Origin of the sequence: Actinosynnema sp. NPDC023587, assembly GCF_040640215.1 — a bacterium.
Classification (GTDB): Bacteria; Actinomycetota; Actinomycetes; order Mycobacteriales; family Pseudonocardiaceae; genus Actinosynnema.
In genome coordinates this window covers 258,826-285,650 of record NZ_JBFABG010000010.1, presented here as the reverse complement: position 1 = coordinate 285,650, position 26,825 = coordinate 258,826, and the positions used below count along the sequence as shown (strand labels likewise).

29 protein-coding genes are annotated in these 26,825 nt (G+C 73.1%); 22 read left to right on the top strand and 7 right to left on the bottom strand.

Features of this window, described 5'->3' with window-relative positions; all coding sequences use genetic code 11:
• The first annotated feature begins 792 nt into the window (after nucleotides 1-792).
• The 8 genes from AB0G01_RS25495 to AB0G01_RS25460 all read left to right on the top strand — a co-directional run bounded on the left by AB0G01_RS25495 (nucleotide 793) and on the right by AB0G01_RS25460 (nucleotide 5,812).
• A complete protein-coding gene (locus AB0G01_RS25495) occupies nucleotides 793-1,056 on the top strand; it encodes a hypothetical protein (protein ID WP_360949719.1) in 264 nt (87 codons plus the stop codon).
• 465 nt (nucleotides 1,057-1,521) lie between these two features.
• The gene (locus AB0G01_RS25490; protein WP_360949717.1) at nucleotides 1,522-1,653 is read left to right on the top strand and encodes a lasso RiPP family leader peptide-containing protein; all 132 of its coding nucleotides are present in this window, start codon (nucleotides 1,522-1,524) and stop codon (nucleotides 1,651-1,653) included.
• Between the two features lie 107 nt (nucleotides 1,654-1,760).
• On the top strand, nucleotides 1,761-3,608 hold the full coding sequence (locus AB0G01_RS25485; protein WP_360949714.1) for an asparagine synthase-related protein: 1,848 nt from the start codon (nucleotides 1,761-1,763) through the stop codon (nucleotides 3,606-3,608).
• A 4-nt stretch (nucleotides 3,609-3,612) separates the two neighbouring features.
• Nucleotides 3,613-3,846, top strand: coding sequence for a lasso peptide biosynthesis PqqD family chaperone (locus tag AB0G01_RS25480; protein ID WP_360949711.1), 234 nt, complete (start codon nucleotides 3,613-3,615; stop codon nucleotides 3,844-3,846).
• Nucleotides 3,843-4,310: a lasso peptide biosynthesis B2 protein gene (locus AB0G01_RS25475; RefSeq protein WP_360949708.1), complete on the top strand. Its 468-nt coding sequence runs from the start codon at nucleotides 3,843-3,845 to the stop codon at nucleotides 4,308-4,310. The genes AB0G01_RS25480 and AB0G01_RS25475 overlap by 4 nt, the downstream gene beginning before the upstream one ends.
• 209 nt (nucleotides 4,311-4,519) lie before the next feature.
• The gene (locus AB0G01_RS25470) at nucleotides 4,520-4,810 is read left to right on the top strand and encodes a hypothetical protein (protein ID WP_360949705.1); all 291 of its coding nucleotides are present in this window, start codon (nucleotides 4,520-4,522) and stop codon (nucleotides 4,808-4,810) included.
• A 329-nt stretch (nucleotides 4,811-5,139) separates the two neighbouring features.
• Complete coding sequence (locus tag AB0G01_RS25465) at nucleotides 5,140-5,346, top strand: hypothetical protein (RefSeq protein ID WP_360949702.1); 207 nt, start codon at nucleotides 5,140-5,142, stop codon at nucleotides 5,344-5,346.
• Nucleotides 5,347-5,479: 133 nt separating this feature from the next.
• Nucleotides 5,480-5,812 carry an ANTAR domain-containing protein gene (locus tag AB0G01_RS25460; protein ID WP_360949699.1) on the top strand — a complete coding sequence of 111 codons (333 nt, stop codon included), beginning with the start codon at nucleotides 5,480-5,482 and terminating at the stop codon, nucleotides 5,810-5,812.
• A 9-nt stretch (nucleotides 5,813-5,821) separates the two neighbouring features.
• Here the strand turns inward: AB0G01_RS25460 and AB0G01_RS25455 are convergent, their stop codons facing one another.
• Complete coding sequence (locus tag AB0G01_RS25455; RefSeq protein WP_360949696.1) at nucleotides 5,822-6,304, bottom strand: hypothetical protein; 483 nt, start codon at nucleotides 6,302-6,304, stop codon at nucleotides 5,822-5,824.
• A gap of 87 nt (nucleotides 6,305-6,391) precedes the next feature.
• On the opposite strand from AB0G01_RS25455, the gene AB0G01_RS25450 reads away from it, so the two are divergent.
• Nucleotides 6,392-8,290, top strand: coding sequence for a S9 family peptidase (locus AB0G01_RS25450; RefSeq protein WP_360949693.1), 1,899 nt, complete (start codon nucleotides 6,392-6,394; stop codon nucleotides 8,288-8,290).
• A gap of 37 nt (nucleotides 8,291-8,327) precedes the next feature.
• On the opposite strand, the gene AB0G01_RS25445 is transcribed toward AB0G01_RS25450, so the two are convergent.
• From AB0G01_RS25445 to AB0G01_RS25430, 4 genes are all read right to left on the bottom strand, one after another.
• Nucleotides 8,328-9,086, bottom strand: coding sequence for an aminoglycoside 3'-phosphotransferase (locus tag AB0G01_RS25445; RefSeq protein ID WP_360949690.1), 759 nt, complete (start codon nucleotides 9,084-9,086; stop codon nucleotides 8,328-8,330).
• Between the two features lie 67 nt (nucleotides 9,087-9,153).
• On the bottom strand, nucleotides 9,154-10,377 hold the full coding sequence (locus AB0G01_RS25440) for a PP2C family protein-serine/threonine phosphatase (protein WP_360949687.1): 1,224 nt from the start codon (nucleotides 10,375-10,377) through the stop codon (nucleotides 9,154-9,156).
• A gap of 144 nt (nucleotides 10,378-10,521) precedes the next feature.
• The gene (locus tag AB0G01_RS25435) at nucleotides 10,522-10,974 is read right to left on the bottom strand and encodes a DUF6292 family protein (RefSeq protein WP_360949684.1); all 453 of its coding nucleotides are present in this window, start codon (nucleotides 10,972-10,974) and stop codon (nucleotides 10,522-10,524) included.
• Nucleotides 10,975-11,126: 152 nt separating this feature from the next.
• Entirely contained in the window at nucleotides 11,127-11,423 is a 297-nt protein-coding gene (locus tag AB0G01_RS25430) for a hypothetical protein (RefSeq protein ID WP_360949682.1), read from the bottom strand.
• 472 nt (nucleotides 11,424-11,895) lie between these two features.
• On the opposite strand from AB0G01_RS25430, the gene AB0G01_RS25425 reads away from it, so the two are divergent.
• Nucleotides 11,896-12,111 carry a hypothetical protein gene (locus AB0G01_RS25425; protein ID WP_360949679.1) on the top strand — a complete coding sequence of 72 codons (216 nt, stop codon included), beginning with the start codon at nucleotides 11,896-11,898 and terminating at the stop codon, nucleotides 12,109-12,111.
• Nucleotides 12,112-12,171: 60 nt separating this feature from the next.
• Here AB0G01_RS25425 and AB0G01_RS25420 read toward each other — a convergent pair whose 3' ends face one another.
• Complete coding sequence (locus AB0G01_RS25420) at nucleotides 12,172-12,423, bottom strand: DUF6480 family protein (RefSeq protein ID WP_360949676.1); 252 nt, start codon at nucleotides 12,421-12,423, stop codon at nucleotides 12,172-12,174.
• Nucleotides 12,424-12,559: 136 nt separating this feature from the next.
• Between AB0G01_RS25420 and AB0G01_RS25415 the strand changes: the two genes are divergently transcribed.
• The 5 genes from AB0G01_RS25415 to AB0G01_RS25395 all read left to right on the top strand — a co-directional run bounded on the left by AB0G01_RS25415 (nucleotide 12,560) and on the right by AB0G01_RS25395 (nucleotide 16,588).
• Complete coding sequence (locus AB0G01_RS25415) at nucleotides 12,560-13,297, top strand: GAF and ANTAR domain-containing protein (RefSeq protein ID WP_360949673.1); 738 nt, start codon at nucleotides 12,560-12,562, stop codon at nucleotides 13,295-13,297.
• Nucleotides 13,298-13,385: 88 nt separating this feature from the next.
• Nucleotides 13,386-14,693 carry an APC family permease gene (locus tag AB0G01_RS25410; RefSeq protein WP_360949670.1) on the top strand — a complete coding sequence of 436 codons (1,308 nt, stop codon included), beginning with the start codon at nucleotides 13,386-13,388 and terminating at the stop codon, nucleotides 14,691-14,693.
• Nucleotides 14,694-14,759: 66 nt separating this feature from the next.
• Nucleotides 14,760-15,191 carry a VOC family protein gene (locus tag AB0G01_RS25405; RefSeq protein WP_360949667.1) on the top strand — a complete coding sequence of 144 codons (432 nt, stop codon included), beginning with the start codon at nucleotides 14,760-14,762 and terminating at the stop codon, nucleotides 15,189-15,191.
• A gap of 132 nt (nucleotides 15,192-15,323) precedes the next feature.
• Entirely contained in the window at nucleotides 15,324-16,250 is a 927-nt protein-coding gene (locus AB0G01_RS25400) for a YihY/virulence factor BrkB family protein (protein ID WP_360949664.1), read from the top strand.
• A gap of 20 nt (nucleotides 16,251-16,270) precedes the next feature.
• A complete protein-coding gene (locus tag AB0G01_RS25395) occupies nucleotides 16,271-16,588 on the top strand; it encodes a hypothetical protein (protein ID WP_360949661.1) in 318 nt (105 codons plus the stop codon).
• 252 nt (nucleotides 16,589-16,840) lie between these two features.
• Here the strand turns inward: AB0G01_RS25395 and AB0G01_RS25390 are convergent, their stop codons facing one another.
• Nucleotides 16,841-19,732 carry a BTAD domain-containing putative transcriptional regulator gene (locus AB0G01_RS25390; RefSeq protein ID WP_360949659.1) on the bottom strand — a complete coding sequence of 964 codons (2,892 nt, stop codon included), beginning with the start codon at nucleotides 19,730-19,732 and terminating at the stop codon, nucleotides 16,841-16,843.
• A 452-nt stretch (nucleotides 19,733-20,184) separates the two neighbouring features.
• Between AB0G01_RS25390 and AB0G01_RS25385 the strand changes: the two genes are divergently transcribed.
• The 7 genes from AB0G01_RS25385 (at nucleotide 20,185) to AB0G01_RS25355 (ending at nucleotide 26,648) form a co-directional block, all read left to right on the top strand.
• On the top strand, nucleotides 20,185-21,330 hold the full coding sequence (locus AB0G01_RS25385; RefSeq protein ID WP_360949656.1) for a hypothetical protein: 1,146 nt from the start codon (nucleotides 20,185-20,187) through the stop codon (nucleotides 21,328-21,330).
• A gap of 278 nt (nucleotides 21,331-21,608) precedes the next feature.
• Nucleotides 21,609-22,253, top strand: coding sequence for a DNA alkylation repair protein (locus tag AB0G01_RS25380; RefSeq protein WP_360949742.1), 645 nt, complete (start codon nucleotides 21,609-21,611; stop codon nucleotides 22,251-22,253).
• A 169-nt stretch (nucleotides 22,254-22,422) separates the two neighbouring features.
• Nucleotides 22,423-23,394, top strand: coding sequence for an SGNH/GDSL hydrolase family protein (locus AB0G01_RS25375; RefSeq protein WP_360949653.1), 972 nt, complete (start codon nucleotides 22,423-22,425; stop codon nucleotides 23,392-23,394).
• Between the two features lie 179 nt (nucleotides 23,395-23,573).
• Entirely contained in the window at nucleotides 23,574-24,575 is a 1,002-nt protein-coding gene (locus AB0G01_RS25370; RefSeq protein ID WP_360949650.1) for an iron-containing redox enzyme family protein, read from the top strand.
• Complete coding sequence (locus tag AB0G01_RS25365) at nucleotides 24,572-24,784, top strand: CDGSH iron-sulfur domain-containing protein (protein ID WP_360949647.1); 213 nt, start codon at nucleotides 24,572-24,574, stop codon at nucleotides 24,782-24,784. Before AB0G01_RS25370 ends, AB0G01_RS25365 begins: the two co-directional genes overlap by 4 nt.
• A gap of 71 nt (nucleotides 24,785-24,855) precedes the next feature.
• Nucleotides 24,856-25,698 carry an MEDS domain-containing protein gene (locus tag AB0G01_RS25360; RefSeq protein ID WP_360949644.1) on the top strand — a complete coding sequence of 281 codons (843 nt, stop codon included), beginning with the start codon at nucleotides 24,856-24,858 and terminating at the stop codon, nucleotides 25,696-25,698.
• Entirely contained in the window at nucleotides 25,695-26,648 is a 954-nt protein-coding gene (locus tag AB0G01_RS25355; RefSeq protein ID WP_360949641.1) for a sensor histidine kinase, read from the top strand. The genes AB0G01_RS25360 and AB0G01_RS25355 overlap by 4 nt, the downstream gene beginning before the upstream one ends.
• The last annotated feature ends 177 nt before the right edge of the window (nucleotides 26,649-26,825 follow it).

Sequence of the window (26,825 nt, the reverse complement as noted above, 5' to 3'; positions counted from 1 at the left end):
GAGTCCTCCTCTCTCGCGCTGTGCGCCCGGGGCCACAGTGACATCGGGCCTGCTTGTGGGGGGTGGGGGCCACCCCGCGTGGGTGGCGCGCCCCATCCCCCTTCCCCTCGTGCGCCGACCGGACGAAGGAGACCGGCGGCGACCCCGGGCCGCCGTGCTCGCGGTGACGGCGTGGTGGGCGTGGGTGGTGACGGCGTGGTGGACGTGGGCCGTCACCGGAAATCCACAATGGACCGTTGCACCGGCCTGTTCGCCAGTCCGCACAACTGCACCCTTCTGCCTGGGCGACCACCGCCAGGGCGACCCGCCGTCTACACAGGACAGACGGTCTGGAAGACTGTCGGGACAGGCGTGGAAGTGGGGCGCGCGGGTCGTGGCGATCGCGTCCGGCGAGCAGCCGGCCGAACCGGCGGCGGCTACCGGCAGTGCGCGGGCTTTCGGGTCCGGTCACCTAAGAGCGGTGACATCGGTGACCGGAGTTTAGCCTTGAAATACCTGGCTACGGCCGGTGTCGCGGGGCGCGCGGGGTGTCCGTCCCCAATGGCGGCACCGCGACCGGGAAACGTGGTCGAACAGCAGTTCGCGGGTGGTGGTGCGCCTGCGGTGACGACGTCCGGTGCAGCCGGGGCGCGACGGTCCTCCCGCGCGCCGGAAGACGTCCGTCGCCGTGGTCGACGGCAACTCCGGGTGACCCCTGTAGGTGGGGCGCGGACTACCTGATAGTGATCCAATATCCGCCTACCGTTGAGGTCAGGCGCTGGTAGAGCGCCCCGAACTCACGAGGAGCACAGTATGTCGATCATCCGACGAGCCCTGCTGATCGTCCCGGCGGCCCTGGCGGCTCTCGCCCTGTCCGGCACCGCCGCCCAGGCCAGCACCGATGTCGTCTTCGGCGACGACAACACGGTCACGAACGACACGACGACCAACAACCTCACCTCGGTCGACGACTCGTTCAACGAGATCTCCACCGTGGACATCCAGGTCGCCGTCGAGCAGGCCGCGGCCGAGCACCTCCAGCACGACCACGTGACAGACGACGGGGACGACGACTGACCCCGGTCTGACACGGCCCTCGGCGAGGCGGACCACCGCCTGTCCGAGCGGGCTCGACGGGCGGTTTCCCTGCGGGGGAACCGCCCGTTTGGCGTGCCGACCGCGTGACCGGGGCAGGCATCCCCGGTCACGCTGATGTCGACCGCGAACCGCGCCGGGTGGACGACACCGGGGTGAACAGAGCGGAGTGGACGGAAGCGGGTCGTGTTCCCGAACCATTACCGTCCATTTCGGACATTCGCGTGCCCGGGTCGCGTCCTCGGTGGAGTGTCGGGAATGTCGATGGTGTGGCGGTCGGACCCGGCAGCGGCTACTGGGTGTGGTCCTCGGTACCGGAATCACCGATGTGGTTGTGCGACAGGATGAGTGGGCTCCGGCGGGGTTGTGCAGCGCCCGCCGCCCGCCCACGGTGTTAGGCGGTGGCTGTCCGCCGCCTGAGCATCTGAACGAGAGGTTGAGATGACCATGACCAAGAAGACGCTGCCGGAGCGGTACGAGGCTCCCCAGGCCGCGGAAGTCGGCCGGTTCGCCACGGACACGCGGGCGTGGCCGCACGGGTTCCGGGACCACCGCGGGCGTGGTCGGCGTCGCGGCTGATCACCACACCGGATTGACCGCAGTCAGGTCGGCCGGCGCGGTCGGGGACCACGGGTCTCCGACCGCGCCGGCGCGAATCTGCCGGGGCCGACGATCGGGAGTCCTTGATGCACGGGTTGTCCAGCAGTCTGGTCGTGCTGCCCGACCACCCCGGCGCAGCCGCCGCGGTGTCCCGGGTCCCCTACGACGCACCTCGCGTGGTGCCCCACCCCTCCGGGCGGCCGTGGCTGGTCGGCACCTGGCCGGCGGACCAGCTCCAGGTCGCCTCGGCCGGCTCGGTGCGGATCGCGGTCTTCGGCTTCTGCCCGGTCACCGCCCACTGGCTGACCACCCGCGCGGAACGGCTGCGCACCGTGGCCGACGCGGACCTCATCGCGCGCCGGTTGCCCGGCAGCGCACACCTGATCGTCTCGGTCGGGGGTCGGGTGCGGGTGCAGGGCAGCCTGACCAACCTGCGCCGGGTCTTCGTCACCGAGGGCCGGGACCGGGTGCCGATCGCGAGCGACCGCGCCGACGTGCTGGCCGCGATGGTCGACGCGGACCTGGAGGACGACCTCCTCGCCACGACGATCGCGCACTCGAACTCGTACTACCCGTTGATCGAGAAGAGTTGGTGGCGCGCGGTGCGCGCGGTGCCCCCGGACTCCTACCTGGACCTGCCCGTTCGCGGTGCGGCCCGGTTCGTGCGGTGGTGGCGGGCCCCCGATCCGGTGCTGCCGCTGCGCGAGGGCGCGCGCGACGTGCGCACGGCCCTGTCCGGTGCGGTGGCCAGTCGACGACCCACCACGGGGAGGCTGTCGGCGGACCTCTCCGGCGGGATGGACTCCACGTCCCTCTGCTTCCTCGCCGCCGAGCACACGCCCGACCTGCTCACCTTCCGGTGGACCGAGGGCAGCGTCCGCAACGACGACCCCGCGTTCGCCGCGGCGGCGGCCGGGCTGCTGCGCGACGCGCAGCACGTGGAGCTGTCGGGCGACGAGGGGCCGGCGCTGTTCGCGCCCCCGTACCGGACCCCGGACGTCGAAGCGCCGTGGGTGATGAACCGGGGCCTCAACCACAGCGCCCACGAGCGGCAGGTGCTCGTCGCCCACGGGTCGGGCCTGCACCTCGCCGGGCACGGCGGTGACGAGGTCTTCAGCGGCCCGCCCGGCTACCTCCACACCCTCCTGCGTCGGGCTCCGCTCACGGCTCTGCGCCGGCTCCGGGTGCACCGCGCCCTGGCGGGCTGGCGGTGGTCCACCGTGCTGGCGGCGATGGCCGACCGGCGGAGCTGGGCCTCGTGGTGGCACGAGGCGGCCGACGACCTGACCTCGGCCCCGGTGCCCCTCTTCGCACCGTCGCTGGGCTGGGAGACCCCGACCCGGGCCGCTCCCTGGGCCACCGGCGACGCCGTCGCCACCGCCCGGCGGTACCTCCACACCGTCGCCGACGAGGTGCGGCCCCTGTCCGCCGATCGCGGCCAGCACCAGGCGCTGGCCGACCTGCGCCTGGCCGGGCCGCTGTCCCAGCAGGTCCAGCGCGAGTACGCGAGCTCCGGGCTCCGCCTCGACCTGCCCTACCTGGACGACCGGGTCGTCGAGGCCGCGCTCGCGGTGCGCGTGTCGGACCGGATCACCCCGTGGCGCTACAAGCCGCTGCTCGCCGACGCGATGCGGGGCGTCGTGCCCGACTTCATCCGCGACCGCACCACCAAGGGCGACTACCAGGACGACGGCGAGCCGGAGATCCGTCGGCACGTCCCCGACCTGCTGGCGTACTTCGCCGACTCGGCACTGGCCGCGCGCGGCCTGATCGACCTCCCCGCGCTGCGCGCCCACCTGCTGCGGCCACGCCTGGACGACAACGCCGAGGCGCACCTGGAAACCACCCTCGGCTGCGAGATGTGGCTCCGCGCCGTCACCGACGCCCGACCCACCACCGACCGGAGGACACATGCCCCTGCGCCTGCACTCTGACGCGGTGTCGACCGGCACCGAGGGCGGCTCGGTGCTGCTCAACAAGCGCACCGGGCGCTACTGGCAGGTCAACCTGACCGGAGCGCACATCCTCGACAGGCTGTTCGCGGGCGAACCCGCCGACGGCATCGCCTCGGACATCGCCACCCACTACGGCATCGACGCCGCCGCCGTCCGCGCGGACATCGCCGCGTTGACCGACAACCTGCTGGGAGCCGGATTGGTCGAGACGTCGTGAGCGTGCGGAACGTGGTGCCCGACCGGGTGGTGCTCCCCCTGCACCGCCGAGCCCTCCCGCTGCTCGCGGTCGCGGCGGCCACCGCCCTGACCCGCCTGCCACCCCGGCACCTGTGCCTGGTGCTGGAGAGGATCCGGCACCGCGCCCGACCCTCCACCGCGGCGCAGGCCACCGTCGCCCGCAGAGCGGTCGTCGCGGTCAGCCTGCGCTGCGCGGGCGAGGGCTGCCTGCCGCGATCCGTCGCCGCCGCCCTGCTGTGCCGGTTGCGCGGCACCTGGCCGACGTGGCGGACGGGGGTCCGCACCGACCCCTTCGCCGCCCACGCGTGGATCGAAGCCGAGGACCAGGTCATCGACGAGATCCACCCCGCCGGGCACTTCACCCCGATGTTGACCGTCGCGCCCGAACCTCCCGCCCAGCGAGGGCGAGCACGGCATCGCGCGCGATCCGCCGATCGCGGGTGACCCCGGGAGAGCGTCACTGTCCGAAGTAGATCCTGGCCGCAACCTCCTTTGTGCACGCCGGTCACGTCGTCGACGTGACCGGCGTGCGTCTCATCAGGACAGTCGTGGAGCGTGGGTCACACGGACGAGTGGTGTGGACGCGTTCGACGGCTGAACGCCAGGAACACGGGAACTCCTCCACCGGTACAACCCCACTCCTTGGAGGAGCCATGAACCAACGCATCGCCGCCGCGCTGATCGGTACCACCATGGGACTGGCCACGTTCGCGGGCTCGACCCTCATGGCCTCGGCCAACGCGCCCGAGCCGACCGAGTTGCAGCAGGACCAGGTCTCCGAGGTGATCTGCGACATGTTGGAGGAGCTGGACCTCCTCGACCACCCGGAGCTGGCGGACCTGGTCGAGAAGCTGGGCTGTGAGGATGACGACGACGACACCACCACGACCCCCACGAGCACCACCACGACCTCGACGTCGGCACCCGACCCGGGTCGGCGCTGACCCGATACGAGCACCGCGTTCGCCGGCCGCCGGTGGGGGAAGCGGCGCTCCGAACCCGGTCGACGAAGTTTCGCGGACGGCGCGACCTTCCCCGTGGAGGTCGCGCCGTCCGCACGTCCAGGTGACAGCCGCACCGGGCACACGTCCCTCCCCCACGACCGGCCACCGACACGTTCGGGTGGCCCGGGTCGCGCGAGGTCGTGGCACACCGGGACTTCTGGCTAGCGTCGGGGGCAGGCTTGGAGGACTCACGACCGGCGGCAGCGCCGGGACGATCGATCCGATCCCGCGTCCTGGGGCCGTCGTGGTCGGCGAGGAGGAGGTCCGTCGTGGGCAGGTCGGTCGAACTCGTGGTGGTGTCGGCGGTGCCGGCGCTGGGCACGGACGTGTTCGTCGGTGTCGCGGAGGCCGCGCCGGTGCCGTCGGGGGTGGCAGCACGGCGCGGGCAGCGACGGCTTCGAGTGCACCTTCGGCGTGCGGAGCGCCGCCGTGCGGTGGGGTTGATCGTCACCCTGCCCGCCGACCGGACGCACTGACCGGAAGCGCCTCCCGGGCGGGCGGCGCGGAAGACCGGTGCCGCCGGGTCCGGCGACACCGCGTTGTGGGGCCGCCCTTGGCAAGGGCCTCTCGGCCCGATCCGCCGGCCGTCTCGCGTGATGGGATCCGGTCGTGCACAACGACGGTCAGCACCCGGCGGACGGAACCGGGGAGGGTGCGGAGGACCTGCGGGAGCTGGTGGCCCAGTTGCGGCAGGCGCTGGCGACGCAGCCGGTCATCGAACAGGCCAAGGGCGTGCTGATGCTGGCGCGCGCCTGCACGGCCGACGAGGCGTTCGCCGCCCTGCGCGAGGTCTCCCAGCGCACGAACGTCAAACTGCACGACGTCGCCGCCGCCCTGGTCACCCTGACCCGGCCCGCGCCGCCCCACGACCCGTCCGCCGTTCTCCGGGCGGTGGCGGCGGCGGTCCGGGCCGCCCCCGCCCGTCCGCGCCCCCGGCGCTGAGGAACGGGCTCAGCCCTCGGGGTCGTCCTTGGTCAGCCACCGGCCGCTGTCGTACCGCCAGGTGAAGTCGTCGTCGTGGTTGAGCGGGCCTTCGAGCTTCTGCGACAGCCGCACCACGGCCGACTGCGCGGTGGTGCCGACGTCCTTCACCTTGACCTCGGTGATCTGCACGTCGGCGTAGGTCTTCCGCGCCGACTCGCCCATCCGGTTCCAGATGTTGGTGAACGCGGCCGGGCAGGTGCCGTCACCGAGCTTCGTGCCGAACTCGCGGGCCTTGGCGGCCGTGAGCAGGCCGCACGCGATCGTGCTGTTGCCCGAGGACCACGCGTCGAGGTAGGCGCGGGCGGCCTCGCGCGCACCGGCTTCCCCGCCGTCGGTCCCGATCTGGCCGAGGTCGCCGTCCTGGTCCAACCCCTGCCGGTCACCCGAACCGCAGCCGCCCAGCAGTGCGCAGACCAGCGCGCCGGCGGTGACTAACCCGGTCCTCCCCACGACAGCTCCCTCCGTCGGTGATCATCCCGCTGCGGGAAGCACCCTAGCGGCCGACGCCCCGCCGGACACCACCGGCAGACTGGTCCCATGACAGGGCTGACCGCCGAACTCGTGGTCGACGGCCGCGTGCCGCGAACCCCCGAGCTCGCCCCGAACGGACGTCGGCTCTGCTTTGTCCTGGCTCCCACCAGCCGGGCCGGCGACCACCTCGACACCGGGGTGTGGATCGCCGACTCCGGCGGCACCGCGTCGCACCGGGTCACCACCGACACCGCCACGGAGTCCCGGCCACGGTGGTCCGCGGACTCGCGGGCGGTGTACTTCCTGTCCGATCGCACCGAGCGCGGTACGCCGCAACTGCACCGGGTGACCGTCGCCGACGGCGTGGTGACCGCACTGACCAAGTGGCCCGCCGGCGTCCTGGACCACCTGCCGCCGGCCGACCCCGACCTGGTCGCGCTGCTCGCCGAGGACGAACCCACCGGGCGAGACGCGCGGCGCGCCGCCGAGCGTGACGACGCCGTGGTCGTCGGGGAGCGCGAACCGCGTGCCCGGTTGCGCCTGCTCCACCTGCCCACCGGCCGCATCACCACCCCGGACGTGTTCCCCGACCGACACGTGGTGGAGCTGCGGCAGCGTCCCGACGGCGGTCCGCTCGCCGTGCTCACCCAGGCCCGCGCCGACCACGACGAGGGTCCGCGCACCGGCCGGCTGCACCTGTTCGACCCGACGACCGGCGCTGCGGAGGACCTCCGGGCGGTCGAGGCCGACGCGCGCTCTCCGGCCTGGTGGTCCGACGAGGACGGTTGGCACGTCGGCTACCTCGCTCTCACCCCGCCGGTGTCGCAGGCCGGCACCGCCGTGTTCGACCTGGCGCTGGGCAGCCGCGTCCTGCGCAACCGCACCGCCGGCCTCGCGATGTGCCCCACCGAGCTGCGCCAGACCGGTGCCGCCCCGCTCGTCCTGTTCGCCGAGGGCCTGAACACGACCCTGGCCCGGCTCGATCCCGCCGGCGTCGTGACCCTGTCGCACCACCCGGGTCTGCTGGAGCACCTCACCTCCGCCGGTTCCGGCGGGGAGGTCGCGGTGCTCACCGGAACCCGCTACCGGACCCCGGACGTCCACATCGGACTCCCCACCGGACCGCTGCGGAGGATCACCCACACTCGCCCGGAACTGGACGGCGTGGTGTTCGGCACCCAGCGACCGCTGGCCTACCGCGCCGCCGACGGGCTGGAACTGGACGGCTTGCTCGTCCTGCCGGCCGGGAGAACCGCCGCCGAGGGTCCATTCCCCCTGATCACCATCGCGCACGGAGGCCCCTACGACCGGTACGCCGATCGTTGCCAACTGTTCTGGTTCCCCAGCGCGCAGTGGTTGGCCACCGCCGGCTACGCGGTGTTCCTGCCCAACCCGCGCGGCGGCCGGGGCCACGGCCACCGGTTGGCGGCGGGCGTCGCCGGCCGGGTCGGGCGCGAGGAGTGGACCGACATCCTGACCGGAATCGACCTGCTCATCGCCGAAGGCGTCGCCGACCCCGACCGGCTGGGCATCGCCGGCTGGAGCCACGGCGGGTTCACGGCGGCCTGGGCCGTCGGCCGGACCGACCGGTTCCGCGCCGCGCTGGTCGGTGCCGGCGTCGTCGACTGGGGAATGCTCGCCGCGACCGGGGAGAACGGCCTGTTCGAAGCCGCGCTCGGCGGCGGCACCGGCTGGTCCGGCACCGGCCCGCACCCCCACGACGCGGTCAGCCCGATCTCCTTCACCGACCGCATCCGCACCCCGGTCCTCATCCTGCACGGCGCGCAGGACACCAACGTCCCCCTGGGCCAGGCCGTCTACTTCCACCGCGCACTGCGCCACTTCGACGTCGAGCACGAGTTCGTGGTCTACCCGAGAGAAGGCCACTCGATCCGCGAGCGCCACCACCAGCTCGACGTCCTGCGCCGGACGCGCGACTGGTTCGACCGCAAGCTCCGGCGTTAGCGACTGCGGGGGAACGGCTTCCGGGGCGGGCAGCCGGTCAGAAGAACTCGTCGAGCAGCCGGTAGTACTCGATCCGCCACGGGTCGGCACCGGTCCGCCGCGCGACCCACGCGGCCGACGCGGGTCCGTAGCCCGGGTTGAGGTCGACCGCCGACATCGAGCGCGTGAGCAGGGCGACGTCGAGGTGGCGGTCGGCGATCCCGAGGCGTCCGACGTCGAGAATCCCGGTCACCGCGAGGGAATCCGGGTCGACCAGCACGTTGGGCAGGCAGAAGTCGCCGTGGCAGACCGCGAGGTCGGCCCGCTCCAGGACCTCGGCCCGCTGCCGCTGCGCCTCCACCAGGTCGAGGAGGTGCGCCGAGGACTGCCCGCGCCGCTCCTCGTCGAAGTCGTCCTGGTCCACGAGCCCCGCTCGCACGTTCGCCGCCGCCGCCGGCACGGTGCGCCCGAGCCGCCGGTCGAACGGGCACTCGGCCACCGGGAACCCGTGCAGGACGGCGAGGAACTCCACGAGCCGCCGAGCCGCGACCGGGGTGTCGGCCGGCGGGAGCGCACTGGCCGGCACCCCGCGCAGCGTCGAGGTGATCAGGGTGCTGACGCCGTCCCGATCTTCCCAGTCGAGCACCCGGGGCACGCCGATCGGCACTGTGCCCAGCCACACCAGGCGGTCCCGCTCGTCGGCCAGCTCGGCACGGGCCGAGGGGGTCGACGCGGTCTTGACGAACCGCCGCCCGTCGGGGCTGCGGCGCACCTCCGCCGCACCGCGGCCGGTGGTCACCAACTCCCAGTCGTGCACGGACCCCATGGTGCCAGGGCGGCACCCGGTGACCGGGGCCTAGTGGGTTCCGCCGCCGCCCGGCGGGTCACAGCACGGGCAGCAGGGTGACCTGGTCGGTGGTGGTCCACTCCAGCATCAGCAGGGTGGCGTCGTCCTGGAGCTGACCGCGCTGGTGGTCGAGCACGGCCCGCACGACCCGGCGCAGCGTCTCGGGCGCGGGCAGCCCGGCGGCCTCGTGGCGTTCCGTCAGGTCGATCAGCCTCTCCAGACCGAACTGCTCGCCTTCGGGGCTGCGGGCCTCGGTGACGCCGTCGGTGTAGAAGAGCACCCGGTCACCGGGCTGGAGTTGTTCGGTCAGCACCACGGGTTCACGCGTGACGAGGTGGCCCAGTCCCAGCGGGGTGCGACCGGCCCCGCCGAGCATCCGCACCACCCTCCCCTGGCGCAGCACCACGGGTTCCGGGTGCCCGGCGTTGAGGTAGCGCAGCTCACCGGTGACCAGGTCGAGTCGTGCCAGGATCGCCGTGGCGAAGGAGTAGGCGTCGGCCGACCGGTGGGCGGTGATGGTGTCGTCGGCCAGCTCGGCGGCGGCGACCAGGTCCAGGTCGCTGCGGCGGGCGTTGCGGGTGGCCGCGAGCGCGATGGACGTGGTGAGCCCGGCGTGCAGGTCGTGGCCCATCGCGTCGAAGATCGCCACGTACGCGCGGTCGTCGTCCACGGCGTAGTCGAAGCCGTCGCCGCCGACCTGGTCGTAGGGCTCCATCGCCGCCGCGATCACCACCCGGTCGCAGGCGAACACCTTCGGTGGCAACAACTGCCACAGCAGCTCCGAAGCCACCGAGAGCGACTTCGTCCGCCGGACCCGGTGGAACAGGTCGCTGTAGAGCTGCTTGCTCAGCACCAGGTGCGCGATCTGCCCCGCCAGCACCCAGCAGTGCTCGCGCAGCACCCGGTCGTGGGGGTCGGCGTCGGCGGGCAGGCCGAGCCGCAGCACGCCGAGCCGCTCGGTGCCGTCGAGCACGGGCAGCCACAGGTGCGCCGGCTCGCCGTCGACCACCGAGACGGTGATCTCCAGCTTGGCGAACGCCCGTCCCGCCAGCGTCGCCTCGATCGACAGGGACGTCCCGCCCCGCGCCCGCACCGGGTGCAGCTCCCGCTGCCCGAGGTCGACGAGGTACAGCTCGGCGGTCATCCCGATCAGCGCGGTCGCGTCGTCGACGAGGCCCGGCAGGTCGCCGGCGGTCGCCAGGTGCGAGCGGCTCTCGATCCGCGCGAACACCACCGGCCAGCGCCGGTCATCGCCATCCACCCACGCAGGGTAGGTGACGGCGTGGCGAATTCCGCCATCCGAGTCGGCGTGAGAGCGCTGACGGTGGTGTCCGGGCTGCCTCAGGACGGAGATCGTCCGAGGTCAAGGCGTTGTAGTGGGGACCAACACGCACAGGGCGTTATTTCAGGCGCTCCACGGCAGTGGCATCAGCGCGTGATCCGCGTAGGGGGCCAGGCGGGCCTTCAGGTCCGCTGAAGGATCACCGTTCGGACTGAATCGCACCTCGGCCGAGCGATCGCCGTCGAACACCCGGCGCACCCACCGGGCGATCGCCGAGGGCTCGGGCACCGCGTCGGCACCGAAGCGCGCCACCAGATCCTCACCGCCGCGCGTCTCCACCGCCAGTGACCACCCGGTCACCTCGTCCCACAGCAGTGCCACGTCGCGGTCACCGAAGCCGGGAAGGCGGCCGTCGAGCGCCACGTAGGCGCTTATCGGCCGTTCTACCTGCACGTACGAGCTGTCACCGGAGAGCCGCAGCTCTTCGGCCACCCGGCGCACGTAGCCCCGGACCGCCCGCACCAGGAAATCGTCGAAGTCCCACTCCACCCGCATCGCCGCCTTCTGCCGGGTCACCGATGCGCCGACTGTTTGACGCATCAACCGGGTACCCGTGGGATGAGGTGGTAAACCAATCGAGTGATGAGCAGGGGCGACCTGCTCGCCGCCGAGGCCGTCGCGGCGGCCGGACCGGTGCCGTCCCGGCCAGGCCGGGACGGCGGCGGGGGTCAGACCCGGGCGAGCAGGTACTGCGTCGAGGCGGTGGGGCTGAACGCGCAGTTGTAGTTCGTCCGCGTCGCGGTGTAGGTGAAGCCGGCCGGGACGTGGCAGGCCCACAGGCCCGTCTCCGGCAGCGTCACCAGGAACAGCGGCGTGCACCCCTGGTCGGCGCGCACCATCGTGTAGGTGTGGCCCGTCGGCACGTAGCCGCACTCCCAGCGAGAGGGCCCGGCCTGCGCCGGCGTGCTCAACGCGGTCGCCGCGAACAACGCCGCGACGAGAACACCGAATGCCTTGCCGATCATCACGAATCCACCTTCCGCCGCCGTGCACGGCCCCGTGGTGAGGCCGGCTCAAGCACAGCAGGTGGAAAGCCCTCAATCATCTACCGATTGGTTGAACCAATCGAGGCCAGTGGACCGGCGGCATTCCACCTGATGGAGCATCGCCGCCGGTGCGGAGTTCTTCCCCCGCCACCCGCTCCCCCGCTGGTGGCGGAACCCCGAACCCATCGCCGGAGCCGTGCGGTCGGTCCCCGGGTGGTGGCGCGTGAGCCGCGCGGCGGGCGGTCCGTCCCGACGCGGAAACAGACCATTACCCGATCAGGGGAAAGTCGTGGCGGTCGGCCGTGGCCCAGGAGTATCCGGTCGGGTGGCGTGCCCCGCGCGCGTCGTTTCGGCGGCCGTGCACCGGTTACCCGGCCATTACGTCGGAGCACCCTTCCCGCGTGCGTTGCCCGAACCGCCGGCCGATGTCAGCACTCGACGGGAGTCCGCCATGACCGGAAAGCCCAGTCCGACCCCCGGGGCCGTGGTCACGTACCTGAACCCGGACGTGCACGACCCGACCACGTTCGTCCACGGCGTGATCATCGGCGAGTCCGTCATCGACCCCGAGACGTGCCGCGCCTGGGTGCCGGTGCTGCGCCCCGGTCGCGCGCTGTCGATCCTGGACACCGCGAACATCGTCGAAGTGCAGCCACGCGACACCTGAGCGCGGAGGACCCGGCGAGGCCGGGTTACCGCGCCGGTCCACCCCACCGGGGCCGTCCACTCAGAACGCCTCCAGCCAGCCCATCACCCGGGCGACGATGAACGCCACCACCAGCAGCGTCACCACCGCCAACACCGTCAACGTCACGACCGGGCCCTTGCGCGAGGGCATCGGCTGCGGGTGGGACAGACCCGAGGTCTGCCCCGAGTCCGGCGGGGTGTCGCCGGGAGCGACGCCGCCGCCGGGTTCGAGGCCCGGCGTGCGCGCCGGGTCCGGGTCGGGGGGTGTGTCGCGCGGCTCGGGTGTGGTCATGCGGGTCGAATACCCGGACTGGGCCGGTGGACACCTCGCCTCGGCGGTCCCGCCCCCGGATGAGCGGGGGCGACCGGCGTGGAGGAATCGAAACGCCACGAACGGGTAGCCGACCGTGACACCACGAGAGGTGGCCATGAGCAACGAGGACAGGCGAGAGCAGAGCGCGACCGGCGACGATCTGGCCGTACGGTTGAGCGATCTGGCACGCAGGCTGCAAGAGCAGGAGAACGCCCAGGACACGCTGGACTCCATCGTCCACGCCGCAGTCGGCACGATCGTGGGCGCGGAGCACGCCGGCATCATGGTGGTCCAACCCAAACCCAAGGTGGTCACCATCGCGTCCACCGACGAGGTTCCCGTCGCCGTCGACCGGCACCAGCTCGACACGGCGCAGGGGCCGTGCCTCGACGCGCTGTTCCACGAGCGGGTGGTGTCCGTTCCGGACCTCGACGCGGAACCGCGCTGGCCCGCGTTCGCCGCGCGGGCGAGGAAGACCGACGTGGCGAGCATGCTGTCGTTCCGGTTGTTCGTCCAGGGCGAGAACCTCGGCGCGCTCAACCTCTACGCCGGCGTGCCGCACGCCTTCGACCAGGAGTCCGCACACGTCGGGTCGCTGTTCGCCACCCACGCCGCAGTCGCCCTGGCCAACGCCCAGGAGCGGGACCACCTGGCCGAGGCGGTGCAGACGCGCGACCTGATCGGACAGGCCAAGGGCATCCTCATGGAGCGCTACAAGCTCACCGCGGACCAGGCTTTCGGCCTGATCGTGCGCGCCAGCCAGCACACCAACACCCGCGTGCGGGACCTGGCCGAGCGGCTCGCGCACACCGGTCAGCTCACCCCGTCGGGCGACGACGCCGCAGGCGCGTGATCCGGCCGCGTCGACGGCGGCGCGGTCCGCTTCGGACGGCCACTGGGGACGAGGTGTGAAGGTCCCCGAACCGGGGAACGACATGCCCATGCCGACCACCTTGAACCGAGCCGCGAGCACGTCGCTGCTCTACTTCTTCGTCCTCGGTGACATCCTCGGGGCGGGCGTGTACGTGCTGGTCGGCTCGGTGGCGGCCGAGGTCGGCGGCGCGGTGTGGCTGCCCCTGATCACGGCGCTGTGCCTGGCCGCGCTGACCGCCGCCGGCTACGTCGAGCTCGTGACGAAGTACCCCCGGGCCGGTGGCTCGGCCCACTACGCGACCCGCGCGTTCGGCCCGGCCGCCGGGTCGTTGGTGGGGTTCTGCATGGTGGCCGGCGGGGTGGTGTCGGTCGGCGCGCTGGCCCGCGCGTTCGCCGGCGACTACCTCGACGCGCTGGTCCACCTGCCGACCGTGCCGGTCGTGGTGGTGTTCCTCGCGGCACTGGCCGCGCTGAACCTCAGCGGTGTGAAGGAGTCGTTGCGCGCCAACGTCATCGCCACCGTGATCGAGGTGGGCGGGTTGCTGCTCGTCATCGGGTTGGGGGCGTGGGTGGTGCTGCGCGGGGACGCCGACCCGTCGCGCTTGACCCAGGTGGACGGCGGCGGGGGCGCGGTGAACGCGGTCCTGGCCGGCACCGTGCTCGCCTACTACTCGTTCGTCGGGTTCGAGACCTCGGTGAACCTCGCCGAGGAGGTCCGCGATCCGCGCCGGTCCTACCCCAGGGCGTTGTTCGGTGCGCTGGCCACCGCCGGCGTGGTGTACCTGCTCATCGGCCTGGTGACCAGCGCGGTGGTGCCGACCGACCGCCTGGCCGCCTCCGACGGGCCGCTGCTGGAGGTGGTGAGCGCCGCCGGCGGCGTCCCGCAGTGGCTGTTCGGCGTGATCGCCCTGGTCGCGGTCGCGAACGGGGCGCTGCTGACCGGGATCATGTCGTCCCGCCTCGCCTACGGGATGGCCGGCGACGGGCTCCTGCCGGCCGCGCTGACGCGGGTCCTGCCGGGCCGCCGCACGCCGTGGGTGGCGATCCTGGTCACCTCGGCCGCGTCGCTGGTGCTCGCCCTCACCGGTGACGTCGCGGTGCTGGCGGAGACCCTCGTGCTGCTGCTGCTGGTGGTGTTCACGGCGGTCAACGCCGCCGTTCTGGTGCTGCGCAAGGACGAGGGCGCGGCCGATCACTTCCGGGTGCCCGTCGTGGTCCCGTGGCTGGCGCTGGCGTCGTGCCTGGTGCTGTTCACCCGCGTGGACGGCGAAGTGTGGCTGCGCGGCCTGGTCATGATCGCCCTCGGCGCGGCCCTGGCCGCCGCGAACCACCTCCGCCGGCGGCGACACCGCGAGCACGCCCACCGCGCCGGATGAGGGCGAGCCGCCCGGCGCGCGACCGAAGCCGATCACCCGCAGAATGGGACGTGGAGGTGATCGGCTTTGACCGAGCGGAAGACCGTGCCGGTGGTGCGCCAGGTGGTGCTCGACTGCACCGACGCCCGATCGTCGGCGGAGTTCTACCGGCTCTTGCTCGACCTGTCCTACCGGCGCGGAGACGAACCGCCGGCCGCCGGGGCCGTCGACGAGCGCGGCACCGACTGGCTGGTGCTCAGGAATCCCGGCGGCGTCCAACTGGCTTTCCAGCAGGTCGACCGACTTCCCGAGGCGAGCTGGCCGGACCCCGATCCCGTGCCGCAGCAGGTGCACCTGGATCTGACCGTGGACTCGGGCGAGGCCCTCGACGCGGTGCACGACCGCGTCCTGGCGCTCGGCGGGCGACTGCTGGCCGACCGCCGCGATGATCCGGAAGAGCCGCTGCGCGTCTACGCCGACCCGGCCGGCCACCCGTTCTGCGTCTTCGTGTCCGCCTGAGGGTCGGGGGGTCCGGGCGACGACTCGCCGGGACTCCCCCGCCCCGGCGGCGGTTCCCGGGCCCCGACGTGTCGTTCGTCGTCCGTGCGCGGAATCCGTTTAGCCGAACGCCCGACGCGGAACGCTGCACCCATGACCGACGACCTCGACGCGCCGACATCCCTGCCGAAACGCTCGTGGTGGGCAGTGCTCAAACGCACCGCGAAGGAATTCGGTGACGACAACCTCACCGACTGGGCCGCCGCGCTGACCTACTACGCGGTGCTGTCGCTGTTCCCCGGCATCCTGCTGCTGACCTCGCTGCTGGGCCTGCTCGGCCCGGACGCGACCAAGGCGCTGATCGACAGCCTCGACGTGCTCGGTCCGGGCGAGGCCCGGGACCTGGTCGTCGGTGCCATCGAAGACCTCCAGTCCTCCAAGGCGATCGCCGGTCCGCTCGCGATCGTCGGCCTGGTCACCGCGCTGTGGTCGGCGTCCGGCTACCTGGGCGCGTTCATGCGCGCCGCCAACGCCATCTACGACGTCGAGGAGGGCCGCCCGCTCTGGAAGGTCGTCCCGCTGCGCCTCGCGCTCACGGTGGGCGTCGTCGTGCTGCTGGCCCTCACCGCCCTGGGCGTCACCACCACCGGCGGCGTCGCGGACTGGCTGGGCGAGGTCCTGGGCCTGGGCGACACGGTCGTCGCGGTGTGGGACATCGCGAAGTGGCCGGTCCTGTTCCTGCTGGCCAGCCTCACCATCGGCCTGCTGTACTGGGCCTCCCCCAACGTCCGCCAGCCCCGCTGGTTGTGGATCACCCCCGGCGGCCTGATCGCGGTGCTGGTGTGGATCATCGCCTCCTTCGGGTTCGCCTTCTACGTCAGCCACGCGGGTTCCTACAACAAGACCTACGGCTCGCTGGCCGGCGTGATCGTGTTCCTGGTGTGGCTGTGGATCTCCAACCTCGCCCTGCTGCTCGGCGCGGAACTCGACGCGGAACTCGAACGCGGTCGTCGCATGCGCAAGGGCGAGTCCGGCGAGGACCCCGTCGCCCCGCCCCGGGACACCCGGGCCATGGACTGACCGGCGTTAGACTTCGGGCTGTGGACGAAGAACTGGTCGCCGCCCTGGTCGACGAGGCCGTCACCCGGGCGGCCGGTGGTGAGCACGACGCGGTGGTCTCGTGGACCTCCGCCGAGGGCCACTGGCTCCAGGTCGCCTGGGACACGGTCAACCTGGCCTACCCCCGGCGGCAGCCGCCCGACGTGGTGTTGGCCGGCATCACGCTGCCCGAGTACGTGGAACTCCGGGAGTGGGCGGCGGACTCCCACGTGACGTTCGACCACGGCGCGCACGACACGGCCGCACTCGCCGACTTCGTGGTGGCGTGCGGCGAACGCCTCTGGTCGCCCACCGCGTAGCGGATTCCCGCCCGTGCGGCGGTTCCTGGTCACGACGTAGGTGACGGCGTCGGCGATGTCGTCGGGCGGCATCGGGTCGACGGTGGCGAGTCGCGCGTGCATGTCGGCGCGCGAGCCGGGGTCGAGGTGGTCGTAGATCTCGGTGTCGACCACGCCGTGTTCCCCGACGCCCACCCGCACGTCGTGGACCGCCCGCGTCGCCTGCCCGGGACGTGGGCACAGCGGACTCCTCGTGGACGGCAGGGGACTCGGTCACGACCGTGGCAACCGATCATCCGGCACGGCTGTCGCGGGAAGTCCCGTCGCGACCGGTTCCGGCCGTCGAGACCACTCCGGGGTCGCGTCGAGGTCGTCGAGCTGTTTCCCGACGCGCTCGGCGTCGGTGTCACGCCCCAGTTGGCGGTACAGGTCCAGCGCTTCCCGCCAGACCGCCCGCGCCCGGTCGTGGTGACCCAGGGCGGCGTGCGGGTGGCCGAGGTTGTCGAGGGTGTCGACGGCCTCGGCGGTGTTGCCGACGCTGCGGTAGAGGGCGAGGGCCTGCTGGTAGCGGTCGACGGCCCGGTCGTGGTGGCCGGTGCGGTGGTCGATGAAGCCCAGGCTGTCCAGGGCGTCCGCGACGCCGTCCGGGTCGTCGTGCTCCCGGTGCAGGACGAGGGCGGTTTCGCAGTGGTCGCGGGCGGCGGCGTACTCGCCCAGGTGGGCTTCGTGCCAGCCCACCGCGTTGAGCGCGTCGGCTTCCCACACCGGCTGGTCCAGGCCGCGACACAGGGCCAGGGCCCGACCGGCGTGCGCCAGGGCCCGGCGGTTGTCCTCGCGCTCCTCCCAGGCCCACGCCAGGGCGTGGTGGGTCCGGGCCTGCTGGCCGGGGTCGTGGTGGTGCTCGGCCACGGCGAGGGCGTGGTGCAGGTGGGCGATGGCCTCCTCGTGCCGGCCGATCTCCGCGTGGGCGTGGCCGAGGCGGCGGAGGGCGTGGATGAGGGCGGCGGGGTCGGCCAGGTGCCCGGCGGCGTCGACCGCCGCCCGCCACACGGCCAACTCGTCGTGGCGGTGCCCACGGCGCAGGTGGAACGTGGTCAGCGCCCAGGCCAGGTGCCACGCGGCCTCGTGGCGGCCGTGGGCGGCGGCGGTGCGCTGGGCGGCCAGCAGGTGGGCGTGGTGGGTGTCCAGCCAGGCCAGCGCGGTCTCGTGGTCGGGCACCGGCAGGGGGTGGGTGCCGGGGACGGGCGGGTCGAACCGGGCCGGCGGGCGCAGGGGTTGCAGCACGAGGTCGGCGGTGTCGGCGGTGTACCGGTAGAAGTCGACCACCCGCTCCAGCGCGGCCCGCCGCACGGGCTCCGACAGGTGGTCGTGGGCGGTGGTGGTGGCGTAGGCGCGGACCAGGTCGTGCATCGAGTAGCGCCCGTGCGGGTGCCGGTCGAGCAGGAAGTGGTCGTCCAGGGCGCGCAGGGCTTTGCGCGCCCTGGCCTCGGGCAGGCCGGTGAGGGACATCGCGGCGGGCAGGTCGATGTCCGGTCCGGGTGCCGTACCGAGCAGCGCGAACACCGTCCGCTGCTCGTCGGTGAAGCGGCGCAGCGACCAGGACAGCACGGCGGGCAGGCTGGCCGCCGGGTCGCTGTCGTGGTCCAGCGCCTCCAGGCCGAGCCGGCGCAGCTCGGCGGCGGATTCCGCCAGCGGGATCGACGGCCGGGTGGCGGCGTGCCGGGCGATCATCGCCAGGGCCAGCGGGTGGCCCCCGCACAGCTCGACCAGCTCGTCGGTCACCTCCGACTCGCGGTCCACGCGCCGGTCCCCGAGGCGGGCGGCCAGCAGCGCGCGGGCCTCGGCGCGGGTGAGCAGGGCCAGCGGCAGGTGGTGCGCGCCGTGCCGGTCGACCAGGGAGGCCAGCCTGGCGCGGCCGGTGACCAGCACCGCGCAGGTGGCGCTGCCCGGCAGCAGGGGCACGACCTGCTCGACGGTGGCGGCGTTGTCCAGCACGACCAGCACCCGCCGCCCGGCCACCAGACCGCGGTAGGACGCGGCCAGGGCGTCCACGTCCGCCGGGAGCGCGTCCGGGTCGACGCCCAGGGCGGTGAGGAAGCCGCGCACCGCGTCGGCCGGTTCGGTCGGCCGTCCGGTCGGGCTGAAGCCGTGCAGGTCGACGAACAACTGCCCGTCGGGGAACCGGTGCAGGTTGCGGTGCGCCCAGGCCAGCGCCAGCCAGGTCTTGCCGATCCCGCCCGCACCGGCGATCACCGGGACCACCGCCGTCGCGGGCCGGCCGGGGCTCCCCTCGTCCGGGGTGGCCAGCGCGCGGTCCAGCTCGGCCAGCTCGGCGGTGCGGCCGGTGAACAGCGCGGGCGCGGCCGGCAGTTGGCGTGGTGTCACCGGTGGCCGCCGCGCCCCCGCCGCCGGGACGGCCAGCGCGGGGTCGGCCGCCAGGATTCGCTGGTGCAGGTGCCGCAGGTCCGGCCCGGGGTCGGCCCCGAGCTCGTCGGCCAGCCGGCGGCGCAGCCGCCGGTAGTGGTCCAGGGCGTCGGCCTGGCGTCCCGCGCGGTAGAGGGCGAGCGTGAGCTGGGCGGCCAGGTGCTCGTCCAACGGGTGCGCGGCGGCGCGGGCGGTCAGCTCCGGCAGCAGCGCGGCGTGCCGGCCGGCCCGCAGCGCCAGGTCCAGGCGGTCGGTGTCGGCGGCGAACCGCTCCCGTTCCAGCCCCTGCCGGACGGCGGCGATCCACGGGGTGTCCAGACCGGTCAGCGCCTCGCCCCGCCACACGCCCGCCGCCCGTTCCAGCGACTCCAGCGCGGAGGTCCGGTCGGGATCGGCGCGGGCGGCGGCGACCAGGCTCCGGAACCGGTGCAGGTCCACCCGGTCCGGGTCGACCAGCAGGACGTAGCCGCCGGCCCGCCGCCGGATCACGACCTCGTCCGCGACACCGCCGGCGGCCAGCAGGTGGCGCAGGACGGACAGGTAGTTGCTGACGAGCTGCCGGGCCCGGGAGGGCGGGTGCCCGCCCCAGATCCGGTCCACCACCTGGTCGGTGGCGACCACCTGGTTGGCCTGCGCCACCAGGACCGCCAGGACGCACCGCTGCCGGGCGTGCCCGAGGTCCACCCGCGTCCCGTCCACCAGGAGTTCGACCTCGCCCAGCACCCGCAGCTCCACCCTCATCGCACAGCACGTCCTTCCGAGTTCGCCGGCCCGCGCCGCGGCGAGGTCCTGTCTATTCCCGCCCTCCCCCGGTCCGGCACCACTGAACAGCGGATTCGCACGACGTCGTGTTACCACCAGGAACCGGTCCGCCACGCTGGCAATCGCGGTGGAACGCATTCGCCGCGGCGAGGTGGGGCGCGGTGTGCACCGGCGGTCGGACCGACGAGGGGTATCGCCGGTGGACCCGGCGCGGTGCGCGGTGCGGACCGCCAGGACCACGCTTGACCTGCCGCGAAGCCGGTCGCGCGGCAATCGGGCGAAGTGGTGTCGATCCGGTGCACCTCGATATTCCGCGCTGTTTGGCATTCCTCGGTGATTGACGGCAGAGGCACGACGACACAAGAGCGAGGAGAAAGCGCATGCTCGGTCGACTCGGACGAGTTGCCCGCTGTTTATCCGTATCCGTCCTGGTGCTGAGCGCCGGAATGGTCGGCACCGCGCACGCCCAACCCACGGCCCTGGCCTCCTGGCAGTGGTCGGACCAGGGGCTGCCGGGCGGTGCCTCGGTGGTCGAGCGGGTCGGCACGGTGTCCATCGCGAACGGTTCGAGCGCCCCCGAGCGCCCGTACGCCTTCGTTCGCGCGTCCGACGGGAACCTGTGGGTCAACTGGTGGAGCGGCAGCGCGTGGTCCTGGACCAACCAGGGTGCTCCCCCCGGAGGGGTGGCCGGCGGTGTGGGTGCGGTCGGTGTCAAGGACACGCCCTCGTCCGCCGCGCGTCCGTACGCGTTCGTGCGCGGCGGCGACGGCAACCTGTGGGCCAACTGGTGGACCGGCAGCTCGTGGAGCTGGTCCAACCAGGGCGCGCCCGCCGGCGGTGCCGCCGACGGCATCGGCGTCCTCACGGTGAAGGACACGTCGAATTCTTCCGAGCGCCCGTACGCGTTCGTGCGCGGCGGCGACGGGAACCTGTGGCTCAACTGGTGGAGCGGCAGCTCGTGGGCGTGGTCCAACCAGGGCACGCCCAGCGGTGGGATCAGCCTCGGCGTGGGGGTGACCAAGGTCAGGAACAACTCGGCCTCCTCCGAGCGCCCGTACGCCTTCGTGCGCGGCGGCGACGGGAACCTCTGGATCAACTGGTGGACCGGAAGCTCGTGGAGCTGGTCCAACCAGGGCGCGCCCGGCGGCGGGATCGCCGGCGGCGTGGGTGCGACCGGCGTCCGGAACTCGCCGTCGTCGGCGGACCGCCCGTACGCGTTCGTGCGCGGCGGTGACGGGAACCTGTGGCTCAACTGGTGGAGCGGCAGCTCGTGGGCGTGGTCCAACGAGGGCGCGCCCGGCGGCGGCGTGGCCGGCGGGGTGGGGGCGGTGTCCGTGCAGGACTCGCCGTCGGCCGGGCACCGGCCGTACGCCTTCGTGCGCGGCGGCGACGGGAACCTGTGGGTCCGCTGGTGGAGCGGCAGCTCGTGGGCGTGGGCCAACCAGGGTGCCGCCGCCGGCGGGGTCGCCGACGGGATCGGGGTGACGACCGTGAAGAACACGTCCTCGGCGTCCCAACGGCCGTACGCGTTCGTCAAGACCCACGCCGGCCGCTTGGCGGTCAACTGGTGGGGGTGACCTGAGCTTGACCGCTGCCGCGCCGGGCCGATCCGGGCCGGCGAGGTAGCGGGTGCCGCCGCCACCGCCGCCACCGGCGCTCCTCCCGCCGGTGGCGGCGTCGCACCCGGACGCCGCACGGGATCGGCCATCCGCTTGACCGCCACCCGGTCCACCGTGGTCTCCTCGTGGACCGGATCTCGCCGGTGGTGGACGAGGAGGTCCCGGTGACGCGGACGACAGCGGTGCGGACGACAGCGGTGCGGACGACAGCGGTGCGGACGACGGTGGCCGCGACGATGGCCGAGCTGGCCGCGCTCGACGACCCCAGGGCGCGCGAGGTGAACGAGAGGCACGGCGACGACCACGGGGTGAACCTCGGCGCGCTGCGCGCGCTCGCGAAGCGGCTGAAGACCCAGCAGGAGCTCGCGCTCGAACTGTGGGGGACGGCGGATTCGGCGGCGCGGCTGCCGGCCGTCCTGATCTGCCGCCCCAAGGCGTTCGAGCGCGCCGAGCTCGACGTCATGCTGCGCGAGGCGCCCACCCCCAAGCTGCACGACTGGCTCGTGAACTACGTGGTGAAGAAGAGCCCGCACGCCGAAGAGCTGCGGCTGGCCTGGTTCGCCGACCCGGATGCGGTCGTCGCGAGCGCCGGGTGGGCGTTGACCACCGACCGCGTGGCCAAGAAGCCCGGGGGACTCGACCTCACCGGGTTGCTCGACGTGATCGAAGCGGGCCTGCGCGACGCCCCGGACCGGCTCCAGTGGGCGATGAACCACTGCCTGGCCCAGATCGGGATCGACCACGCCGAGCACCGCGCGCGGGCGATCGACATCGGCGAACGCCTCGAAGTGCTCAAGGACTACCCGACTCCCCCGAACTGCACCTCGCCGTTCGCGCCGGTCTGGATCACCGAGGTGGTGCGCCGACAGCAGGCGAAGTAGCGCCGGGGTCGTGACCGTCAGGCCGGGCTCACCCGTTCGGAACACGCCATCGGCGACCGGGCAGACCTTGGAGACTGATTCTCGGTAGCGGTGCGTAGTATTCCTCGTGCGCAGAGTTACCTCCCTTGTACGGTTCGCGCCGCCGACACCGCGTCTCCGGGAGGATTTAGTGGCGAACGTCCGCACTCGACTGGCCGTCCTGGGCTCTGCCGCAGCCGTCACAGCGGGCGTCTGCACACCCGCGTTCTTCGCCGGCGCGGCCCCGGCCGTCCTGGCCGGCTTCGACTGGGTGGCGCTGGGCGACTCCTACACCGCCGGGGTCGTCCCGGCGGCGGGCGAGACCTTCGAGGTCCCCCGGGACGGCTGCGACCGGACCGACCTGGCCTACCCCCAGGTCGTCGACCGCGAGCTGGGTTCGCTGGTCGACCTCACCAACGTGAGCTGCGGTGCGGCGACCGTCGAGGACGTCGCCGCCACCCCGCAGAACCCGATCGGCCGCCACCTGCCGCCGTTCTCCGAAGACCCGGACCACCCCTTCGCCCCGGTGCCGCCCCAGTCCTCGGCGGTGGGCTCCGCGACGGACCTGATCACCGTCGGCGCGGGCGGCGACACGCTCGGGTTCGCCCAGGTCCTGGTCACCTGCCTGCGACTGGGCGAAGGCAGCGGGGGCGCGGGAACGCCCTGTCGGGACGAGCTGGCCGACTCCGTCCCCGCCCGGCTGGCCGAGGTGCGCGAGGACTTCCACGGCCTGCTCGACACCCTCCGGCAGCGCGCGCCGAGCGCCGAGGTCGTCGTCGTCGGCTACCCCACGATCGTGCCCGCCGACACGGCCAAGTGCCGGTACGGCGACCGGGAGCAGTTCGCGTCGATCACCCCGGGCGACCTGGGCTGGCTCCGCGACGAGGTGCTCGAACCGCTCAACGCGGAGATCGAGCGAGCCGCCGGCGACCACGGGGACGTCTTCGTCGACCTGCACTCCCCCTCCCGGGACCACAGCGCCTGCGACTCGACCAAGTGGGTCGAGGGCGTCTTCGCCCGGTCCCCGCAGGGGGCGGCTCTCGTGCACCCCAACGCCCGGGGCCACCGGAACGCGGCGAACCAGGTCATCCCGGCGATCCTCGACTCGCTGGGCGTGAGCTGAGCGGCGGCCCGGCCGGGCCCTGATCGACCGCGGGCGATCAGGGCCAAACGTGGGCGTCGTCACCGCGTGTGATCCAGCTTGCCCGCCGGCGGGGTGGATTGCGGAGCGCGGGCGCTTCGGGTGCGCCGATCGGGGGTATGCCGCACTCGCGAAAGCCCATCAGACTCCCGAGGAGCGCCATGCGACTGCCCCAGCCCCGAGGGCCCCTCAGCGCCACGCTGGTCGAGACCCTGCGCCGGTCGCAGGACGGCGTCCAGCCGGGGCCCGACGACGCGCGGACAGCCGACGTCCTGCACGACCACGACCTCCAGCTAAGCCTCTGGATGTGCTACGAGCTGCACTACCGGGGGTTCGACGACGTCGACGACACCTGGGAGTGGTCACCGGACCTGATCTCGTGGCGCAGACGACTGGAAGACCGGTTCCTCGCCGGGCTGCGCGCCCTCGCCCCCACCCCGGCGGTCGCGCCGGAGGCCGTGCCCGACGCACTGGCCGACCTCGTCGCCGCCGACGACGGGCCGTCCCTGGCCGGGTACCTCCAGCGCGAGGCGACCCTGGAGCAGTTCCGCGAGTTCGTGGCGCTGCGCTCGGTCTACCACCTCAAGGAGGCCGACCCGCACTCCTGGGCCATCCCCCGCCTCGAAGGCCGCGCCAAGGCCGCGCTGGTGGAGATCCAGGCCGACGAGTACGGCGGCGGGCGGGTCGAGCGGATGCACTCCGAGCTGTTCCGCGACGTCATGCGCGCGCTGGACCTGGACGACACCTACGGCCACTACGTCGACCGGGCACCGGCGGTGACCCTCGCGGTCACCAACACCATCTCGCTGTTCGGCCTCAACCGGAACCTCACCGGCGCGCTGGTCGGGCACCTGGCCGCGTTCGAGATGACCTCGTCGCTGCCCAACCGCCGCTACGGCAACGGGTTGCGGCGGCTCGGCGGCGACGAGCGGGCGACCCGGTTCTACGACGAGCACGTCGAAGCCGACGCCGTCCACGAGCAGATCGCCGCCCACGACCTGTGCGGCACCTACGCCAAGGCCCACCCCGACGCGGCGGGCGACGTCTTGTTCGGCGCGGCGGCCTGCCTGGCCGTGGAAGCCGAATTCGCCGGCGCGCTCCTCGACCGGTGGGGCCTCGGCCTGTCCGCCCTGCACACCTCGGCACTGGAGCGCACCGCATGACCGAACGGGCCACCATCACCTCCTACGAAGACGGTCCCCTGCTCGTGCGGGGCGACTTCGAGCTGCGCACCCACGACGGCGAGCTCATCGACCCGGGACGCGGCACCGTCGCCCTGTGCCGGTGCGGCAAATCGGCCCTCAAGCCGTTCTGCGACGGCACCCACAAGGCCGCCGCGTTCCGCGCGTCCGGAGGAGACCGGGAGAGGTGATCGCCGGGGGCGGGGCACGGCTCGCCCCTCGCCGACGGAAAGGGCTTCTCCTGGTCGGTAAACTACCGCGCATGCGAAAGTCCGGTGTGGTGGCAGACGCACGGGGATTGGGGGTCCACGACCACGTGTGCTGGCAGTACGACGACCCGGCCGACTTCCGGCTGCGCGCCCGCGAGTTCCTCCTCGACGGCCTCGCCCTCGGCCAGCGAAGCGTCTACCTGGCGTCCGGAGAGGTGCCCGCGCTGGTCGAGGACCTGCACGGCAGTCCCGACCTGGCACGGGCCCTGGACGACGGCTCGGCCGAGGTCGCGTCGCTGGACGCCGTCCACCCGCACGGCGCGGTGGTCGACCCGGCGGCCCAGGTGCGGCACTACGCGCAGGCCACCGGGGAGGCGCTGGCGGCCGGGTTCACCGGCCTGCGGGTGGCCGCCGACTGCACGTCCCTGGTGCTCACCGATGACCAGCTCGACGCCTTCGCGCGCTATGAACACCTGATCGACCGCTACATGGCCACGCGTCCCTTCTCGGCGCTGTGCGCCTACGACAGCGGTCGGCTGGACGGGCGCAGGATCGCCCACCTCGCGTGCCTGCACCCGAACACGAACGCCGAGCTCGCCGGTTTCCGGCTGCACGCCTCCGGACCGGAGGGCACCGCCCTGGGCGGCGAGGTCGACGCGCTCACCGACGAGCTGTTCACCTCGGCGCTGGTCCACGCGGACCTGCGCCCCCACGAGGGCCGTCTCGTGCTCGACGCCGACGAGCTGACCTTCCTCGACCACAACGGCCTCCTGCGCCTGGCCGAACACGCCGACGACCGCGATGCCACGCTCGTGCTGCGCACCTCCTGGCCGGGGGTCGCCCGACTGGCCGGAGCGCTGGACCTGCCCAACGTGCACGTGGAAAGAGCCGCATGACCGACACACGCGTGACAGCGCCGCACGAGTTCGTGCACCCCGCGCTGTTCTACGGGTCCGACGACGAGTACCTGACGGCGCTCGTTCCGTTCGTCACCGACGGGCTGCGCGAAGGCCACCCCGTGGCGGTGGCCGTGCCCCGCGCGCGTCTGCGGCTGTTGACCGAGGCGTTGGGCGCGAGCTCGGACGACGTGACGATGATCGACATGGAGACCGCCGGGCGCAACCCGGGGCGGATCATCCCCACCGTGCTGCGCCGGTTCGCCGACGCCAACCGCGACGGGCACGTGCGCATCGTCGGCGAGCCGATCTGGGCCGGCCGCAGCACCGCCGAGTACCCCGCCTGCGCCCAGCACGAGGCGCTGATCAACCACGCCTTCGCCGGGCGCGACGTCACCATCGTCTGCCCCTACGACACCTCCGCGCTGGACGACCGGGTGCTGACCGACGCGCTGGCCACCCACCCCGTGGTGTGGGAACGGCGACGGCGCTACGCCAGCGAGCGGTACGCGCCGGACGCCGTCGTGGACCGCTACAACCGGCCGCTCGACGCCGGTCCGGACGCGGTCGACCTCCTGGTCGCCACGACGGCGCAGCTCCGGGAGGCGCGCAGGTTCACCACCGGGCAGGCGCGACGTCTCGGCCTGGACGTCGAGCGCGCCGCCGACCTCGAACTCATCGCCACCGAACTGGTCACCAACAGCCTCCGGCACACCTCCGGCGGCTGCCGGCTCCGGCTGTGGCGCGACTTCGACCACGTGGTCTGCGCCGTCGAGGACGGCGGGCACCTCGCCGACCGGCTGGCCGGACGCCGTCCGCCGGTGCCGGGGCAGTACTCGGGCCGGGGGCTGCTGCTGGTCAACCAGCTCGCCGATCTGGTCCGCACGCACACCACCGCGAGCGGCACCACCACCTACGCACTCCTGCGGCTGACGACGACGCGGTCCTGACTCCCCCGGCCGTACGCGTGGTCCGGGAGTGGTGTCACCGGACCCGGTGGCCTCGCGGGAGCGCCGAGGGTGACACGGCCCCCGAGCTCCGCACCACTACCCCACCACCACACGTGGCGGGTTGGCCGTGAACGGGAACGGGTAGCTCCTCATCGCCCGTGGTGTGCGGGGTGGTGG